This window comes from Spirosoma liriopis, from assembly GCF_023196085.1.
Lineage (GTDB): Bacteria > Bacteroidota > Bacteroidia > Cytophagales > Spirosomataceae > Spirosoma > Spirosoma oryzicola.
In genome coordinates this window covers 1-16506 of the sequence record NZ_JALPRF010000013.1, presented here as the reverse complement: position 1 = coordinate 16506, position 16506 = coordinate 1, and the positions used below count along the sequence as shown (strand labels likewise).

15 protein-coding genes and 1 other RNA gene are annotated in these 16506 nt (G+C 42.9%); 7 read left to right on the top strand and 9 right to left on the bottom strand.

What is annotated here, in order from left to right:
• Positions 1-113: 113 nt before the first annotated feature.
• The gene (locus M0L20_RS28905) at positions 114-1097 is read left to right on the top strand and encodes an alpha/beta hydrolase (protein WP_248480727.1); all 984 of its coding nucleotides are present in this window, start codon (positions 114-116) and stop codon (positions 1095-1097) included.
• Positions 1098-1132: 35 nt separating this feature from the next.
• On the opposite strand, the gene M0L20_RS28900 is transcribed toward M0L20_RS28905, so the two are convergent.
• Positions 1133-1774 carry a hypothetical protein gene (locus tag M0L20_RS28900; protein ID WP_248480726.1) on the bottom strand — a complete coding sequence of 214 codons (642 nt, stop codon included), beginning with the start codon at positions 1772-1774 and terminating at the stop codon, positions 1133-1135.
• Positions 1775-1946: 172 nt separating this feature from the next.
• Between M0L20_RS28900 and ssrA the strand changes: the two genes are divergently transcribed.
• The 4 genes from ssrA (at position 1947) to M0L20_RS28880 (ending at position 5572) form a co-directional block, all read left to right on the top strand.
• Positions 1947-2321, top strand: a transfer-messenger RNA (tmRNA) gene (ssrA, locus tag M0L20_RS28895).
• A gap of 232 nt (positions 2322-2553) precedes the next feature.
• A complete protein-coding gene (locus M0L20_RS28890; protein WP_248480725.1) occupies positions 2554-3294 on the top strand; it encodes a hypothetical protein in 741 nt (246 codons plus the stop codon).
• 310 nt (positions 3295-3604) lie between these two features.
• Positions 3605-4501, top strand: a complete 897-nt coding sequence (locus M0L20_RS28885) for a phage exclusion protein Lit family protein (protein WP_248480723.1) — start codon at positions 3605-3607, stop codon at positions 4499-4501.
• 72 nt (positions 4502-4573) lie between these two features.
• On the top strand, positions 4574-5572 hold the full coding sequence (locus tag M0L20_RS28880) for a protein kinase family protein (RefSeq protein ID WP_248480722.1): 999 nt from the start codon (positions 4574-4576) through the stop codon (positions 5570-5572).
• Positions 5573-5715: 143 nt separating this feature from the next.
• On the opposite strand, the gene M0L20_RS28875 is transcribed toward M0L20_RS28880, so the two are convergent.
• From M0L20_RS28875 to M0L20_RS28850, 6 genes are all read right to left on the bottom strand, one after another.
• A complete protein-coding gene (locus tag M0L20_RS28875; RefSeq protein WP_248480721.1) occupies positions 5716-5973 on the bottom strand; it encodes a hypothetical protein in 258 nt (85 codons plus the stop codon).
• A gap of 4 nt (positions 5974-5977) precedes the next feature.
• Positions 5978-7186, bottom strand: coding sequence for an ATP-grasp domain-containing protein (locus M0L20_RS28870; protein WP_248480719.1), 1209 nt, complete (start codon positions 7184-7186; stop codon positions 5978-5980).
• A 334-nt stretch (positions 7187-7520) separates the two neighbouring features.
• The gene (locus M0L20_RS28865; RefSeq protein WP_248480718.1) at positions 7521-8408 is read right to left on the bottom strand and encodes a DUF8464 domain-containing protein; all 888 of its coding nucleotides are present in this window, start codon (positions 8406-8408) and stop codon (positions 7521-7523) included.
• 328 nt (positions 8409-8736) lie between these two features.
• Positions 8737-9885 (bottom strand): AAA family ATPase, encoded by a 1149-nt coding sequence (locus tag M0L20_RS28860; protein ID WP_248480717.1) that lies wholly within the window; start codon positions 9883-9885, stop codon positions 8737-8739.
• Between the two features lie 79 nt (positions 9886-9964).
• Positions 9965-10159: a hypothetical protein gene (locus M0L20_RS28855; protein ID WP_248480716.1), complete on the bottom strand. Its 195-nt coding sequence runs from the start codon at positions 10157-10159 to the stop codon at positions 9965-9967.
• Between the two features lie 3 nt (positions 10160-10162).
• Positions 10163-11428 carry a site-specific integrase gene (locus M0L20_RS28850; protein ID WP_248480715.1) on the bottom strand — a complete coding sequence of 422 codons (1266 nt, stop codon included), beginning with the start codon at positions 11426-11428 and terminating at the stop codon, positions 10163-10165.
• Between the two features lie 438 nt (positions 11429-11866).
• On the opposite strand from M0L20_RS28850, the gene M0L20_RS28845 reads away from it, so the two are divergent.
• A complete protein-coding gene (locus M0L20_RS28845) occupies positions 11867-12526 on the top strand; it encodes a helix-turn-helix domain-containing protein (protein ID WP_248480714.1) in 660 nt (219 codons plus the stop codon).
• A 251-nt stretch (positions 12527-12777) separates the two neighbouring features.
• Entirely contained in the window at positions 12778-13983 is a 1206-nt protein-coding gene (locus M0L20_RS28840) for a tyrosine-type recombinase/integrase (RefSeq protein ID WP_248480713.1), read from the top strand.
• On the opposite strand, the gene M0L20_RS28835 is transcribed toward M0L20_RS28840, so the two are convergent.
• Both M0L20_RS28835 and M0L20_RS28830 read right to left on the bottom strand, forming a co-directional pair.
• Positions 13956-15407 (bottom strand): HEPN domain-containing protein, encoded by a 1452-nt coding sequence (locus tag M0L20_RS28835; protein WP_248480712.1) that lies wholly within the window; start codon positions 15405-15407, stop codon positions 13956-13958. The two genes, M0L20_RS28840 and M0L20_RS28835, sit on opposite strands and share 28 nt — an antisense overlap.
• A gap of 3 nt (positions 15408-15410) precedes the next feature.
• A complete protein-coding gene (locus tag M0L20_RS28830; RefSeq protein WP_248480711.1) occupies positions 15411-15983 on the bottom strand; it encodes a recombinase family protein in 573 nt (190 codons plus the stop codon).
• Positions 15984-16506 lie beyond the last annotated feature (523 nt).

The window sequence follows — 16506 nt, the reverse complement described above, 5'->3', positions numbered from 1 at the left end:
AAAGGTGTGGTGACCGGCCTAGTTGTGAGTATCATCGTGTTTTGTATCCGTATGCGTGCTTTCCATGTGGAAAAGCGCGTGTATGAACTAGTCATCATTAAAAAAATAGCCTCATGCGTTATCGGCTGATTACTACTTTTTTGTCCCTACTTACCGGGCTAACAACCTTTGCGCAGTCCGAAGAGCCGATTCATTACAAGATCACGGTACCAGCAGAGGTTGACCTAACCCTCGACGGAACGTTGACACTTCCGGCCAACCTGACCAAACCCGTACCTGTCGTGCTGATCATTGCGGGGTCGGGTTCTACGGACCGGGATGGCAATAGCCCCGCGCCCATTGCAACCTTTGGAACGCTCAAGGCCGGTACGTACCGAATGCTGGCCGATAGTTTGGTCCGTCAGGGAATCGCCGTGGCTCGCTACGATAAACGGGGTTCGGGGGCTAATATCGCTGCGACTATGAAGGTGCTGAAGCCGCAGGACCACCGCTTCGACTACTACATCAGTGATGCCGTCGGCTTTATTCGTCAGCTACAGGCCGACAAACGGTTTTCGAAAGTCATGGTTGCTGGTCATAGCGAAGGCTCGTTGGTGGGGATGTTAGCGACTATTGAGACAAAGGCCAGCGGCTTTATCTCCCTGGCGGGGGCGGGCCGGAATATTGCCGATGTGTTGAAAGTACAGTTTAAGGGTTTGCCGGAAGAACAGCGACAACTGGTCTACCAGGATCTGGATTCGCTCCGGTCGGGACAAACAGTTCATAAACCGGCTCTGGTTGCGCTGATGGTTTTACATCCTTTGTTGCAGCCTGCCATGATTTCGTGGATGAAGTACGATCCGGCCAACGAACTAAAACGGATCAAAGGACCCGTATTGATTATTAACGGGAAACAGGATATCCAGGTGGCTGCGAGCGAAGCGGAGACGCTAAAAGCGGCCCGGCCTGACGCTCGTTTGCTGCTGTTCGATCAGATGAACCACGTGCTTAAGAACGCACCAACGGATACCACCGAAAATTTTAAGACGTACACCGATCCGACCTTGCCCCTGACGGCGGGTCTGGCAACGGCCATCGCTCAGTTTGTGAAGCGGTAGGATGCACACTTGTTCAAGAGTTTGCCGTCGATTCGCTAATTGGCGGAGTAATGCTGCAAGTAAGCAATCAGGCGCTCGAAATTCAGCTGCTCGTAAGGATTTTGGGTCTGCCGGGTGAACAAATGCCGGTAGCTGTCAATCAGACCATCGAAGTACGGATTGTGATTGAGTCGGGCGGCAATCAACCCCTTGTAGCAACGGTGTACCTGATTGTACACATACTGGCAGGGCTGATTGGGGTGTTCGTTCAGTAGCCGGTCAAGGGAGGGAAGGGTACAGGCGCTTTCCAGAAAGGAAAATCCCTGCGTATCGAAAAACTGCTCGATCTGCTCGCAGATATGAGCAAGCTCTTCGTCGGAATTAATCTTGTAACGGAAATACTGAAAGCCGTTGAACTTACCAATCGAACTGATCAGCGTATTGGCGTCGGGACGACCATCGGGCGAGGTATTCAGAAATTGCTGGGCGATCTGCTCGATCTGGTCGTTGCGGCACCCAAAGTTCACGTCCAGCACCGTTTCTTCGCCATAAAACGAGGGGGACAGAATAACGTTCAAAAACCCAATTGCTACGTTACGGCGGTACTGTTTCTTTTCGGGCAACAGCGTATAGCCATGCTCCGCAAAAAACGGGGTCAAGTGCTGATACAGGTTCGTTTCAAACGGAGTGGCAGTCATTCGTACGTGTCCATGCTGAAAAAATAATGGTAGCCAGTAGCGGCATAACAGCCTAAAAGCAAATTAGTTTATTAATTTTCGGCTAAAGGATAGGGCGTAAGAAAGGCCATTGATCGAACCAAATCAGGCGTCGTTGCGTTATACAGCTACACGCCCGCATTGGGGGTCAATTGGGGACGACCGGAATTGACAGCTTGCTGAGGTCGCGTGTAAGCATGCCGGGAGTTGTCGATAGTTCCCGACCCGAACAAATCGTCAAAACAATAACTGGCGAGTATAACTACGCCATGGCTGCCTAATCCGGAGGATTAAGCAATAGCCATTGTCTCCCCGGCCTACGTGCTGCTGGCTGGATCAGGAGGCATCGACTCGCAGCGCTGGCTCGGTTTATGGTGTTAACGGCCGAGTAAGAAACAAGCACATACGGATGAGGCTTGGTTCGGTACACACCGGGCCGATTCCCGACAATCCTAAGGGTACCTAAGCATGTAGAAAGCACGACGGGTTCCTTGACTGGACGAGAGTTCGAATCTCTCCGTCTCCACAAAAACAGAAAAGCCTCTGATAATCAAATAGATATTAGAGGCTTTTCTGTGTCTAGTTACACTATGATAGTGACAGGCCATACATATGAGTAGTGAAAGGCTATTCAATGTTTTTAAAAAAGCCTCTAAGGACTTTGGTATCTACAAACGTAATATTCACATCTGTTAAAATTAAGGCATCTAGGCTAACAGAAACCTTGACTGCTACTTCTATCTAACCATAAGAAACGTAAAATGGAATTCTTACAATCAGCAAAAGGGCTTACCAAAAATCCCCTAGGTATTATCGGGTTATTTATATCTCTCATTTATGGACTTGCAACTCTTGTACTAAGCACAAGTATATCAAATTTACCTTCTCCATCTGAGAGATTGCCTATAATATGGTTTATAATAGTTTTCCCATTCATTACCCTCGGGTGTTTTGTTTTTCTTGTTATAAGGCATCACCCCAAACTTTATTCGCCAAGTGACTATGGAAGTACAGATTTATTTTTAAAAACTTTTGAAGTGCAAAAATTTGAAGCAGTTCAAGTAGCAGCGGTTAGTGATAATGTAAGTCAAAATCCTGATCCAAACGCACTTGTAAGGAAGATGGAAAATAGTAACTTCAACAAAGGATACTTTAGTGAGTACACAAGAGATAATGTCGCTTTAGCTAATGACTTCTTTCATGTTTTCTCTCAAAAATTAAATCAAAAGCCATATCGTTCTAAAATCACTGAGTTTAGGTACGGTGTACAAGCTCCAGAGTACTTTACTCTATCAATCGCTTTTAATAAAAGTATGTTAAAAGATGATAGGTCGGAACGTAGTATTCTGTTAATTATAAGAATAGTTAGAGATGAGTCTAATACGTTAAATATAATTGCTATAGGGAAAGATATAATTGAGAAAAATTCAAAAGTTTTTGCAAACAAAATAATTCAATATGTAGATAGTATCGCCGATAAATCTTTAATAAAAGATGAATGAAACTAGATATTAAATGAATTTCAATGATATTTTAGTTAAATAAAGTAAGCAATTAAATATGAATGTAAGATGAACTTTTTATTGACAAAATATATGTGAAATTTAGAAGTAATAGAGTCTCTATGTAGACTCAAACTATTTTTAGATATATGAAATCTGAAGTAATAGGTAATAATTTACGGTAGTAAGAAAAATATATTTGATTAACATGAGTTGGCTAAATCAAACACATGGAACTATAAATCACTATAGAAGTGATATTCATAGAGGAACACAACCTATACGGGTGGTTCAACATATGGTACTGTTCATGTTTCGCAATACGAATAATAGTTTTTATAGAGATTTAGCTGAGCAAGTTTTAAATGGGAAGCTTAATAATAAATTAAATCTTCTATTTGGGGAAGAGCCAATAAATATAGGTGATGGTAAATTAAGAACTCCTAGAATAAATACTACTACAAGGAGGATAGAGCTACACGAAACTTTTCTTTCTTATCTGTGGAGTTGTACATATGCAGTATTTATAAATTATGTAGAGTGCGTTGACTATCCTACGATAAATAAAGCGGCTGGTCGCGAAGTTTATGCTGTAAGTCAGGAAAAAATTGATTTAGCCAATGAAATGTTTAACTACGCACGATATCTGATTGTTGATTTTCGCTCTTGGGATAAAGAACACTTACCTAATCCTGAGGTATATCAAGCTGAAGATAGAAACTATGTAGAGCAAACTAATATATATTATACTGAAGCTGTGAAGTTTATCCTATGTCATGAGTTTGTTCATGTGAAACATCATTTAGATTTTATTGATAATGAGACATCTGATTCAATTTTCTTATTATATGAGCAAGAGGCAGATGATAATGCAATAGACATGATGAAAGCAGGGATGCCAACTCCTGACTCTCCTACTAATGTTGGGCATAAGTTGGCTATTGAATTAGGTGTTATTTTTGGTATTCTTTCTATGTTTTTTTTTAAGGCAAGTTCACAAGCATCAAGGCATCCTTGCACTGAAGATAGATTAACAAATGCTTTAGAAAGATTAGAACTTAACAAAGACCATGTTGCTTGGGGAATCGCGTGTGTTGGATTGAGAATGTGGGACGATCAGTTTGGATTGCATTTTAATTGGACCGATGAACCTCTGTCTTATCGTGATCAGTATTTTGATATTGTAAGTCAAATCAAGTCAAGGTAATAAACATTGATATTAGATATGATGATGGTTTTTGAATTACTTTAGATAATCAGTAAGCTAATTCTATATTTTATGAATAGAAGAAAAACGAACAGGTCAATTAGTATTAAAAACGTGGATAGTAAGAATATTGAAGCTAAGTCTTTAGAAGAAGGTAGAACTTCGGATATTGATAAAGAAAGAAGAATACCTTTTTTGGAGAATATAGATATAAATATAAAAGCTGCCTTAATTGGAGCAATTGTGACATTCTCCGGTTTTATCATTCAGTATTATATCGAGAAATATAAGGATAGCGAGAAAGAGCGGCAGACAGAGGAAAATAAACTTGTGTACTTAGATTTTCTGATGAGTGATTCTTATAAGATTGTATTAAGATTTAATCAGAATTATGAAAATATCCGTAAACACCAAAAAGATAACCCCTTTGAAATACAGGAACCTATACAATATACTGATCATAGCTTGGTTTCCATATCGGAAAAGATCAATCAAGAAGACTACTTTTTATCATCTGTTCGTCAGCTTCATTCTATAGATGTTGCTGAAATATTTAAGTTGCTCAATAGTTTAAGCTTTACATATAAAAGAGGCGCAGATGCATATATAGACGAATATCATAAGTTAATTGAACGTAAAGCTAAATATATAGATAATCTTAATAATTTAGTATTAGAGGTTCAGGAGCTTATAGAATTAGGTTCTCTGAATAACGGAGAGGATAAGAGGATAAGTAATCGTATTGCAGTTATTCAAAATAACTACTTCAATTATAAAAACAGCCACAAAATAAACGAGTTATTATATAAATCGGATTCACTTTATATTCTACCAATAGCAGTTGCATTAGACAATGCAAAGAGTATTACAGCTAGGCAAACAAGATTGTCCGCTATATATGCTGATAAAGAATATGGTGACTATTTTATACATATGAATAATGTAGTATCCTTTGCCGATTCATGTCGAGCAGAAATGAATCGTAATGTTGTAATGATAAAGGATATATCCAGTCCTTTAGTTGAATATGTAGAAACAGCTAAAAACCAATATATAAAAGTGAATGAATAGATTAGTCTATTCATATTCAATAAAAGATTTTCAAATAAGCTAAATGCAATTCTAATATTTTTATGTCTGTTAAGGCTAGGTAAATTTGAATTAACTTAAAATTAACTAAAAGCGCCCGGAGGTATTTTATCCTCCGGGCGCTTTTAGTTATGTATGGTCTTATCAATCATCCAACCATATTCTTTTGCATCTTCAAACTGATTGGGGGTCATCCTACGGGTTTCTTTTGTTTCCTTGTGAATGACGTTGATAAACCGTAGATCATTGGGTAAGTCTGTCAGCTTGATTCTTCGCATATTCGGTGCTGGTGGCTCAACTGTCTTAGCATCTTCATAATCCCCGGATTCAATGTCTTCATAGTCATCCTCAAAGTCATCGGATTCATAGTCGTTTGGCTCCATTGCTTTAGTCCTTTAGCCGGATGTAACGACTCTGATTTAGGGAAAATTCGTACTCGCTGACCATCTCCGTTTCGCCGCTGTTGATGTTATGCACTTTGACGAGTTTATCCGTTTTAGGCGGGGCTGTTTTACTGGCTACTGCTTTCGGATCGGTTGTCCAGCCATCGAACTGCAAGGAACTAAACTCCTGAGCAGTCATTGACCGGCTTTCCTTTGTATGAACGTTATGCGCTTGAACCATACCGCTTGAAGCACTCGCTTCTTTCCGGGGGCCTTTTTCTGGCTCAGCTCGTTTGGCCTTGATTTGTCCGACCCGTTCAGCCACAAAGTTGACTAGATCATAGTAATGGTTGTAGCCGGTAATATTCACAATCTTAGTGCCGGGGTTGCCATTGACCTCAATGATGTAGCTCTTGCCCTTATCGTCTTTCATCAGATCCACCCCCGCGTAACGCAGATCAACCGCCCGAGCCGCTTCAACACACAGTTTTTTGTCGGCGTCGGACAGCTCTACCTTGCGGCCCGAACCGCCCTGACTTAGGTTGGCCCGGAAACTGCCCTGGTTGGCTGTCCGCTCCATCGCCACGGCTACCTTATCGCCAACCACAATCGCGCGAATGTCTTTGTTCTTGCCATTGACAAAGCCTTGGATCTTCAACGGCACTTTGAGCTTATACATGCTTTCCAACGCCGTGTTGGTAGCTTGGGGCGTCTCGAGCAGAAATACACCCACACCCTGACTACCTTGTAGTAGTTTGGCGACGGCGGGCAAGCCCCCCACCTTATCAATCAGGAAGGGAATGTGGGTAGGCTCTCCGGCGTAGACCGTTGGGGGAACGGTGATGCCGTTGGTGCTGAGCCGTTGCGTGGTCTTGAGCTTGTTACTAGCCGTCTCGAGTCCAGTTGCCGTCTGCGCGCAGTAGATGCCTAAGTTCTCGGTCAAATGGCGAAGGATGCTTGCTCCGTGAGCGAGGTTCGCACCGATTGCACTGATGACAGCATCATAGCTTTGGGTCTTGAGCAAAACAGGTTTCTCTAAATGGTTTGCTCCATTGTAGATCATGTCCTTACCTGTCTCGGACTGGTCGATATAGAGGTACAAGTCCTTAGGTTCGTGGACTTCGTAGGTGTGACCCTGTTTGGTAATGGCGTCTAGCAGGTAGTGAGTGGGTTGGCCCGTTGCCAGAATCAGGAAATTGAGTGACTTACTCATGGTATTAAAACGTGTTATGGAATGAATAAAAAATTTAGGTCTTGGTTGGTTTTCGTTGCGCTTGAGCTTGCTGAGCCAACAGGAAACGCAAACCATTTTTAGCTTTCATATATTCGGGAAATTCGCTGCGGTAATTACCGAAAATGGAAAGGGCGTAGCCTCTATCGAGAGCTGACTGGAAAAAAACACCCTACTTCACTTTTTAAGTGGCTGATCTTGTTCCAATTAAGCCTCAAAGTGAGTGGAAACGTTTTTTGGCTTTTTTGGGTTATTTTTGCTCAATCTTCCCTCTTTTTTAAAGGTTCATGGTGTTACCGGTAATTACCGGTAACACTTATGGAGGCCGACTCTGCCAGTAGTCGTTGAAGTCATTATAGCCGGTGTAGATCTCGGATCGGTCGGTTACAACGCTTCCACTCGCTTGCAGGACGGCCAACGCCCCAGCTCCCGCCCGATCATGGTCGAAGTAGGCATTGATGCGTCCGTACTGCTTGAGTAGGGGTAAAGCCGCTTCGAGGTTGGTCGTGGAGTTTAAAACAATCGTGGGGCAACTGGGGGCCTCTTGCTGGTAGTACTCCAGTGCGGATAGAAAGTCGAACACGCCTTCAAAGACGTTGACCACATCGGGCCGTTGGCCTGCCACAGTGGTGTAAGCCGATGGGCCTAGATTGCGCTTGGTTTGCCGAACTTGCCCCTCTTGATCGCTCCACGCATTGCGTAGCACGTAGCCCTGCTTATCGTTGGCAAAGCCGACCGCAAACAAAACTCTTTCACCCGAACGGTAATAGACATCCCGCAGGTAACGACGGGCAATGGGGTAGCTGATCCGGCGCGATTGGGTGTAAGCGACCAGCGCCGGGTTCTGGTGAAGTTTGACGGCGGTAAGCGATTGCTTCTTACTTAGCGACCTACCATATATTAAGTCGCTAAGTGAAAAGCTAGTTTGGTTTTCTGCAAAGCCCTGTAAGGTTCGAATGGCTGTTAGAAAGTCGCAGTTTTCCAGTAACCGCACTAATCGAATCAAACTTCCGTTGTCTCCGCCAAAGTCATTCCAGACGTTTTTAACCGGATGCACGAAAAAAGAGGGGGTCTTCTCCTCGTGCAGGGGCGAGTAGTACACCCACTGGCCGCCTTGCTGTTGAACGGGGCGGTGTCCCTTGCTTGCTAGGTAGTCTGTAATAGGGATTTGACAGAGCTGATTGATGACAGATTGAGGGATCATAATCGGCGCGTTTGAGGGTGGGCCAAACAAAACATTCTTTGGGGCGTCAAAACCGACAACCGAACGAACGGGCGAACGAACGCGAACGGGGGGTATATAGCGTTCGTGCGTTCGCGTTCGGTTTTGGGGCTGGTTTTAAAAAGGCCATTTTTAGCCGCCAAATAATATTCTGAGTTTGGGCTAGAATGAGCCATAAAACCAAATCGGGCCTTTTTTAGGGGTTTGTTAGGGGCTAAAACGCGGTTTTGTCCAAGCTCGAAACCGAACGAACGCGAACGCGAACGGCTTATATATATATAGTTCGTTCGGTATATATATTGGGGGGCGCTCATTCGTTCGATTGTCCAATTTTGAACTCAATTGCTGCCCCCTCGGTATCGATCAGGTGGTAGACGTAGCCCTCGGCGGTCTGTTCCTCCCGAATCAAGTTGTACTTTAACAAAGCTGCCAGGTTGCGATTACACAGCGCACGTTCGGCGTCCTTGCCGGTGGTGGCGTTCTGGTAGAGCTTGATACTGTCTTTTAGCTCCCGTTCGGCCTTACTCGCGGTGTTAAGAAAACAGCGGCTTCGCAGGTTCATCAGTTCACCAATGCGAATTCGGTTCTTGTCCTGTAGCTGGGCGCGTTCGCTGGCCGTCAGGATGCGATGCACGGGCCGGTTGGTTTGAGGATCAAACCGGAAGGCGATGGGGTCAAAGTCGGCACTCTTGCGCAGGAACCGGCTTTTAATGTAATGCTCGCCTTTCTGGCGGTCTTTCTCAATACCGATGGCTCCCGATGCCTTCCGTTCAAGTTCACTACCTAGGTGGCCGCGTAACTTGGCTTCCTGACCGGCCTTGGTGGGGTTTTCGTGAATGACCAGAACGACGCAGGTGTCGAGCTTGCCGGCCATGCTCATAATCCAGCGCACGGTCTGGTTACTTTCTTCTTCATCATTGGGCTTGTTGACCAAATCAGCAATGCCGTCGATGATCCACAGGTGGGCGTTAGGATGCTCGGTAAACAGAATGTCCATGCCTTCCCGGCACTCTTTAGCGGTGAACTCCCGCCAGTGGTAGGTGTGCAAATGAGCGGGTTGTTCACTGGACCCAATCAGGCTTTTGACACCTTTGATAAAGTCTTGGGTATCTTCCTTACTGCCTTCGGTATCGACGTAAACCACATCGTTGCCCCGGCAATACTCCGCGCGGATTTGCAAGGTGTCCAGCTCGAGGGGAATCTCTTCCAGTAGAGCGGTAGCAACCACAAATTGTAAGACGGTGGTTTTGCCGGCCTTGCGTTGACCGGTAATCACTGAAAAATCACCCCGTCGGGCGAAGGTGGACTGGCCGACCATCACAACGGGCTTGAGCTTCTTGACGGGCGTTCGGTCAGTAATGCGACTCTCACGGATACGGCTTAACAAAGTAGCTTGAGTTAAGGGGATAGTTTTGGGTTCAGGCCGAACCGAGAATGAGGATAATTCGTTGGTAATCATTATCTTTGTGGGGTAATTAAGTGCTGATGTTAACGAGTTTAGCCCCCCCGCGTTTTGGCCGACGTGGGGGGGCTGTTGTTTAATTGGAAGATCGGAAGGTGGCTAAGTGCTTGAGCTTCCGGCGTAGGTCGGCGTTGTCGTCCTGAACGAGGGTGTATTGGAGAAAAAGCGTGCCGAGTAGTTCATGCTGTCGGGCGATGTACTCCTTGAGTAGGTCGCAGTCGTTGGGTAGCTCGCTAGCTGGAATCAAGCCCCCGTCGTCGGTGTTGGACATAGCTTAGCTGGCTTGACGTTGGGGATCAGGATTAACGAAGATGCTCTTAAACTTGGAGATGACCGGCTCCCGGCGACGCTGGTAGTAGTGCTTCTCGGTCATGGCCGTATGGGTGTGGCCGAGCATGGTCGCCATGTCGTTCAGGCTAAAGCCTAACTCTTCGGCGTACATGGTGAAAGTCTTGCGGGCTAAATGAGTGTGCAACGGTTTTTTAATGCCTGCTAAATTGCCGATGACCTTGAGCCAGTTGTTCATCTTCTGGTTAGAGAGTACCGGTAGAAGAACGCCTTTCATCACACACAGCTCATTGGTAGCATACTTGTCTAGTATTGATAGAGCTTCGGGAAACAGCGGGGTAAAGGCTTGAATACCGGATTTCTGACGGTCTTTCAGTACGCACTTGACCTCATTAACTGTCACAATATGGTGGGCTTTCAACTCCGCTACATCGGCATAGGCCATGCCTGTGTAACAGCAGAAGAGAAATACGTCCCGTACCATTGCCGCGTTAGGCTCGATAAGGCCTATTCCCTTGAGTTGTGATAGATCGTCCATTGTTAGAGTTTCTACCGGCTTATAGTACTTCCGTAGCCGAGCAGTACGTAGCACATTGCGTTCGGCCCATTCATGGGAAACCGCGTATTCAAGGATGGTTTTGAGAAATTGGAAGACCTTTAGGGCGTAATTATGGCTAAACCCCCGATTTCCTTTTAAATAGCTTATAAGATCATGCTCAAGAGCAGGTTTGAGTTGATCGAATGTCGCTTTAGGGCCGTAAGTGACTGTAACAAAACGAACCAACAGATTACGATAACCTTGGTATCGTTTCACAGACCCCACAGACAGGCCGTTACCTAAAAGCAGTTCCTTTTGTTGTAAGTAAAGCTCAATTCCTTCAATCAATGAAGGTATTGTCGAATCATGGCCCCGGAGGCCTAAAGCAATATCACGAATAACGTCAGGTTCAAGGCTACGTCCGGTTAAATCACGCTCTGTAAAAACGCGTAAAATGCTGTTTTTTAGCTGATTGAGTCGAGTACTGTCAGATGGATTGTTCTTGATTACAAGGGATTCAGTATTGAACTCACCCAGTTTTGCTTTGATGCCTGTTGTCCGATCCGTACCAAACTGCCCGTTAACTTTTACTCGATAGTAAATAGTACTACTACGGCTACGGACGAAAAAATTCACTGAACACTTAGAGAATTGTACCTTTGCCCCTTGTTGAACGAGCTTGGTAGCTTTTTGCACTTGTTTGTTAAACATCATGTTTTGATTTACAATTAGAAATGAAATGGTAAAGCCCTACGGCCTCGATGCGGTAGGGCTTTCTGCTTTTATAGCAGGTCTTCAGCTTTGACACTGAAGTATTGGTTGAAGTACTGGACCAAAGCTTTAATCTCATTTGACTCTGGATTCTTCTGCCCCTTAGAGAGCTGAGCGAAGCGAATACGGTTTATACCTGTCGTCTCATAGAATGACGACCTAGGTTTAAAACATAGACAAGTTTGATTTTCAAAGCGGTCAATAAGACGCTTCACCGGTGCGGGATTGGAGTGACTAAGCATATTGTTGTTATTTGATCATTGACAAAAGTACATAATCAAATAACAATGTCAATAATTTGATACTATTAAAGTGGCAAAATGAATGACTCATTTTGAATCAATAGTGTAGTTATTTGCCTATTGTTATCAATTCACTGACATGAATGTATCAAATAACATAAAGGCTATACGAACAGAGAAGGGTATTACTCAGTCTGAAATAGCTCGTATTATAGGGGTTGAAAGAACTAACTATCACAGGCTTGAAAACAGGGGTGAAAAGCTGACTATAGAACAAGCTGAAAGTATTGCAGAAGCACTTGGAGTTACTCTCGTTGAGCTTTTAACTTGGGGGAAATCAGAAGAGAATAAAGATTCAGATAAAGAACGTCTTACTACCAAATTGTCTGAGTTAGAAAAGCAGAATGAAGGCTTAAATAAGCAGTTGTCAGACAAGGAGTTAATCAACTCTTACAGAGAAAAACACATTAATGAACTAATAGCTCGGACCACAAAGCAAGAACGTCTGCTTATGAACTACTTTAGAGAACATCTATTCAAGGTAGCGGCAAAACTTAACATGGTTGACCCTAAGAATGAGAATCCTATAAGAGTAAACGAGCATTATAACAAGTGGGGTAAGGAGGGACTAACCTCTATATGTCGAGCAGGACTGTTAAGCAACCCGTATGTATATCATATGGTTGACAAAGACATATTTGTTGATGATCCTGTTCTAAGTGATATTCTACTAGAGTACCAAAGTGATCTTAAGTCCCAGGGACGTACTTGGCAAGATCAAATAGATGATACTGTATGATAGCGGTAATTTAGTAGGCAAATTAGGTTATAGGTGGCACATTAATATACTGATATATAAGTGGTTACGATTAAGAGCTTTATATAGAGCTAACTATTTTAGATGGCACCTTCGTAAAAATATCGTTCAAGTCATTGAATTTCAACTAGTTACTTTCTACTGAAATAAGGTCTCCGTCTCCACTGAAATAACCCCCTGATAATCAGTATTTTATCAGGGGGTTATTTTGTGACTTAATACGTGTGTCAAAAATGTGGCAGTTTCGCGGCAACAAAAATCAAATAACACCGGGCGAAAAAAGCGCCTACCCCTATAAAAAAGCCCGCTTAGCCGATACGGGCGATGACCTTACCAAACGCTGGTTTGTGGTCTATTATGCCTGGTCGGAAGCCAAAGAAAAGCTGGTCAGAAAGCGCGTCGAGGTAAAAGGCGATACGCTCGAAGCGAGGCTCAAAGAGGCAAAAGATATTATTAAAGAAGTCAATAAGCTGCTCAAGGCGGGCATGGTAACGGATGTGCTCTCAGACGAGCCAGCCGAACCAGAACCTGAAAAGTACGAATCGATTCAAGGACTGCTGAGGGCAACGATCTATTTCTTGGACGTAAAAAAGACGAGTCTCAAAGCCAATTCGCATAAAACCTACCGCTCATCGGTGAAGCTGTTTCAGACCTACTTGAAAGATCACAATCTGGGCATGATCCGGCTCGACCGCTTTACGGCGGTACAGGCGTTTGGCTACATGGATTACGTAAGTACTAAGCTGCGACTGTCAAACAAGTCCTACAACAAGCACCTGGGCGTACTGGAAACGCTGTTTAATTTCTATCTCTACCGCCAGCAGATCCGCATAAATCCGTTTGTGGGCATCAAGCCCTTACCCGAACGACCCGGTAAGCACACCGCTTTCTCGCCCGATCAGATTAGCCGCATCAAAGGAGCCTGCGAGTTGATTGGGGATCATCAGCTCTGGCTATTTCTAAACTTTCTGCATTACACCTTAGCTAGGCCACAAAGCGAGCTGCGATTGCTGCGGGTAGGGGACATACTAGAAAAAACGATTCGGATCGACTCGGAGAACGCCAAGAACAACCGCACCATGCACGTACTGATTCCACCCCCGCTGGAGCGGCTCATTCAGCACCATAGGCTGCGAGACTATCCAGCCAGTCATTACGTGTTTACCATTGAAGGAATACCGGGCGAAAAGCCTGCGTATGAGAAATATTTCTATAATCAGCACCGACGGATCTTAACTCTTTTGAAGCTCACTGATAAAGCTTATGATCTCTACGGCTGGAAACATACGGGGGTAATTGCTTTGTATAAAGCGACAAAGGATGTAAAACTTATTCAACGCCAGTGTAGACATAGTAGTCTCGATCAGACGGATAAGTACTTGCGGGATCTGGGCCTGTTTTTAGATGAGGATCAACTTAGTGGAGTGCCTTCATTGTAGCCTTCTTCCTTGTAATATCCTGCATTAAAGGAACTTAAATTTTTAATAAAGGCGTCATCAGGAATACCCGCACTGTTGTTAGTTGTAGTTGTAAATAATCTCAGATTTGGGAAGGATTTCTTCATACCTTCCTCAAATGAAGAAATTGGACTGTATATGTCGTAAATGGGATTAGATTTAAATTGGAAAACAAGTAAAATATGGCTTTCAAAATAACTATCAGCATTCAAAGCTAATCTTATAACTTTTAAACGCAACGTATTTAGTATATTATCTAATGTATAATTGGCAGAAATTTTTTTGCTTAAACCATCTAAATGATGTTCGCCTAAACAAATAATAGCTAAGCATACATCGGCTTTTACTTTGAATCCAATTAGATAATTAAGCTCTGGATCGAACCCATCGGCTAATGGTCCAGCATGACTAATGTAATCTCTATACGTGTTAAGATACCATTCAAGGCCAAAAGCTTTCAAGTTGCTATCGTCACTACTTTGAGATGAAGCAACAAGGGAGTTATTTATTATAACTTGCTTCTGATGCTCATCTAATTTTATTTTTGACAGACTATTAATAGCCTCATCAAGTTTTTCTTTCACTTCTTCAGTAAGAGATTTGACTTTATCTAGGTCAGATTTCGTAAAATCTTTGTTATGGGCAACCTTTATTCTTAAAAGATTAAGCTGTTCCCATTGCTCTGCTAACTTTTTACTATTGTAATTTATCAATTCAGAAAAATATCTGTCCCAATTAGATTTAGGGAGAATCTTTTTCTTTATCTCGTCTATAGTTAAGCTTGTTGAATCTTTTGAGTTTAGAATGTTGTCTAATTGACTTATCTCCATTTCACGATAACTCGAAAAGAGAAATTCTGACAATTGAGAAAAATCAGCATTGTATAAATAATTCTCCAGCTTATTTTCTGAATTATTCCTGGTGCTTTTGTTGTCAAATTTATCTCTTAGTCCAGATGGCATAGCAACTTTAGTCCATTCCATGCCTACGTTAATGAGCATAAACTTTAATATAACATACCTCATTAAGTTTTCGATACTATTTATTAAAGGATAAGCTTCTGTGATATAGTGAACAGAAATTTCATCTCGCAAAGCGCTAATCATTACTTTATCGTGCAACTTTTCAACGGCTTTTCTGAACGATCTAAGAAAAGTTGTAAATAATTCAATCTTTTTTTCATTACTCAAATCAAATGTTACATGAAAGTATCGCTGACTCTTATCTTTAATAATTTCCGTTTCTATTATATAATTTAATTCTAAGCTATCTTCGGAATTGCCAAAAACTAATTTTGATCCAGTAATAGTTATTTCATCACTGGTTTGAATCAGGTTATTGAATGTATATTCGCTATTGCAGAAGTTGCCGTCTTGCGGAGAAACAATTAAATATTCTACTTTCATTATTTATTTGAAGTTTATTTTTCTGTATTCTAAATATTTATAAACTGTTTGCCTAGATAGCTTCAATTTCTCTGCAATCAACTTAATAGCGTAGCCCTCTTTGTGCAAGGATTCAGCCACCCGCGCAGTATTTTTGGCCTCCTCGCTCAATCCCTTTGGCTTACCACCAGTCTTGCCTTTGAGTTTAGCTGCGGCCAAACCTGCCATCGTACGCTCCCTAATTAGTGAGCGTTCATACTCGGCTAGGCTACAAAAAATATGAAAGACTAATTTACCAGAAGGCGTGCTGGTATCGATTTTATCACTCAGACTAGAGAAACCCACACCCTTATCCGAGAAAGAATTAACCAGCTCGATTAAGTTCGGCAAGGATCTGCCCAGTCGGTCGAGCTTCCAGACTACCACCTCATCACCAGCCCGGAGCTGATCGACCATTAGCTGGAGCTGGGGGCGATCTGTACTGGCTCCATTCATTTTATCCTGAAAGATGCGCTCACAACCTATGGCTTGTAATGCATTTAACTGCATGTCCAAACTCTGGTCGAGCGTAGAAACCCTAGCGTAGCCTATCTTCATTGGCTATTGTCTGTTTGAAGAAGGTTAATTAATTGGAGTGTTCGCTTACGCGAGTTGGCTAAGCGATCAATAATCTTGTTTTGGCGCTTGATAGCAGATTGGTAACGCTTTAGTGGGTTACTTAAACCCGCTATTTCCAATTCGTGTGCTGACTCCTCTAGTGACATTAAGCTTATTAGCGCACACTTAATATTAATTTCAATAACTAGAGCCTGTTCCCTTAATATTGAAATAGTTGAGTCTTTCATACTAGCAAGTCCATCATAACGCCACTTATACAAAAATAATAGACATACAATCTTAGACAAGTATTATGGACATTATTCGGATTCTATCGGACTTGTCCATCATGAGCTGGGCCTGTCCACCATAACGACCATTTAATTGAATATCCACGCATCTTGTATCGTCCTAAAATAAGTTGACCGTTGTCTGATCCTGAAAATAAGTTGTCAGTTTTTCAGTCAGCAATTTTTGGTCAATAGTAATCCTAGTATAGCGTTGTCAAAATAGATGAAACAGA

Coding starts and splice junctions, on each gene's coding strand:
- M0L20_RS28855 (WP_248480716.1), bottom strand. CDS start 10,159: ATGTCCAACACCGACGACGGGGGCTTGATTCCAGCTAGCGAGCTACCC.
- M0L20_RS28880 (WP_248480722.1), top strand. CDS start 4,574: ATGAATAGAAGAAAAACGAACAGGTCAATTAGTATTAAAAACGTGGAT.
- M0L20_RS28835 (WP_248480712.1), bottom strand. CDS start 15,407: ATGAAAGTAGAATATTTAATTGTTTCTCCGCAAGACGGCAACTTCTGC.
- M0L20_RS28890 (WP_248480725.1), top strand. CDS start 2,554: ATGGAATTCTTACAATCAGCAAAAGGGCTTACCAAAAATCCCCTAGGT.
- M0L20_RS28870 (WP_248480719.1), bottom strand. CDS start 7,186: ATGAGTAAGTCACTCAATTTCCTGATTCTGGCAACGGGCCAACCCACT.
- M0L20_RS28885 (WP_248480723.1), top strand. CDS start 3,605: ATGTTTCGCAATACGAATAATAGTTTTTATAGAGATTTAGCTGAGCAA.
- M0L20_RS28865 (WP_248480718.1), bottom strand. CDS start 8,408: ATGATCCCTCAATCTGTCATCAATCAGCTCTGTCAAATCCCTATTACA.
- M0L20_RS28830 (WP_248480711.1), bottom strand. CDS start 15,983: ATGAAGATAGGCTACGCTAGGGTTTCTACGCTCGACCAGAGTTTGGAC.
- M0L20_RS28875 (WP_248480721.1), bottom strand. CDS start 5,973: ATGGAGCCAAACGACTATGAATCCGATGACTTTGAGGATGACTATGAA.
- M0L20_RS28900 (WP_248480726.1), bottom strand. CDS start 1,774: ATGACTGCCACTCCGTTTGAAACGAACCTGTATCAGCACTTGACCCCG.
- M0L20_RS28840 (WP_248480713.1), top strand. CDS start 12,778: ATGTGGCAGTTTCGCGGCAACAAAAATCAAATAACACCGGGCGAAAAA.
- M0L20_RS28860 (WP_248480717.1), bottom strand. CDS start 9,885: ATGATTACCAACGAATTATCCTCATTCTCGGTTCGGCCTGAACCCAAA.
- M0L20_RS28850 (WP_248480715.1), bottom strand. CDS start 11,428: ATGATGTTTAACAAACAAGTGCAAAAAGCTACCAAGCTCGTTCAACAA.
- M0L20_RS28905 (WP_248480727.1), top strand. CDS start 114: ATGCGTTATCGGCTGATTACTACTTTTTTGTCCCTACTTACCGGGCTA.
- M0L20_RS28845 (WP_248480714.1), top strand. CDS start 11,867: ATGAATGTATCAAATAACATAAAGGCTATACGAACAGAGAAGGGTATT.